This is a genomic window from Pseudovibrio sp. WM33 (assembly GCF_001623165.1).
GTDB lineage: Bacteria > Pseudomonadota > Alphaproteobacteria > Rhizobiales > Stappiaceae > Pseudovibrio.
This window is the reverse complement of sequence record NZ_LMCK01000098.1, coordinates 1-502: the sequence shown is the minus strand read 5'-3', so window position 1 is coordinate 502 and position 502 is coordinate 1. Positions and strand designations below refer to the sequence as shown.

The following is a 502-nucleotide window of genomic DNA, read 5'->3' as shown; positions in this document are numbered from 1 at the left end:
CCCACCTAACCGGGTCAATTTTGCATGCCGATTCACATCTCTGATGCCGGGCTACACGCTAAAATCACACACCTTGCTTTGGGCACCTCTCGCTACACGCCTACGGGAAATGAGAGTGAGCTGAAGGCGGAAAAAGCCCGTATCGAGATTGTTGGCTCTCGTTATCTGGATGATTTTCAGATGGAGATCACGGCACTGATTGACGGGAATGTCGGCTTCACTCTGGCTGAGCTTGGGGTGATGTTAGAGGACGGAACCTTGCTGGCCGTATGGTCAGATCCTGACACGCCAATGGCCCACTACACCCCCGGTGTGCCGATTGCGTTTTCTTTTGTACTCGCTCTTACCGGCCTTCCGCAAAACGTCATTCAAGTATCCGGTGATGTGGATCTTCAGCTCTTCTTTGGGGAGGAGTTTGCGGGCACAGCCACCTCTATGATTGCTCTGCAACACGAAAACTTTCAGCTCAATCATACCGTGCGCAGTCTGAGCAAGGCGCTTT

At 52.6% G+C, this 502-nt stretch carries 1 protein-coding gene; it reads left to right on the top strand.

The features are described 5' to 3' along the window. Positions 1 to 24: 24 nt before the first annotated feature. The coding region (locus tag PsWM33_RS18520; RefSeq protein WP_153039972.1) for a phage tail-collar fiber domain-containing protein at positions 25 to 502 on the top strand (478 nt) is incomplete at its 3' end.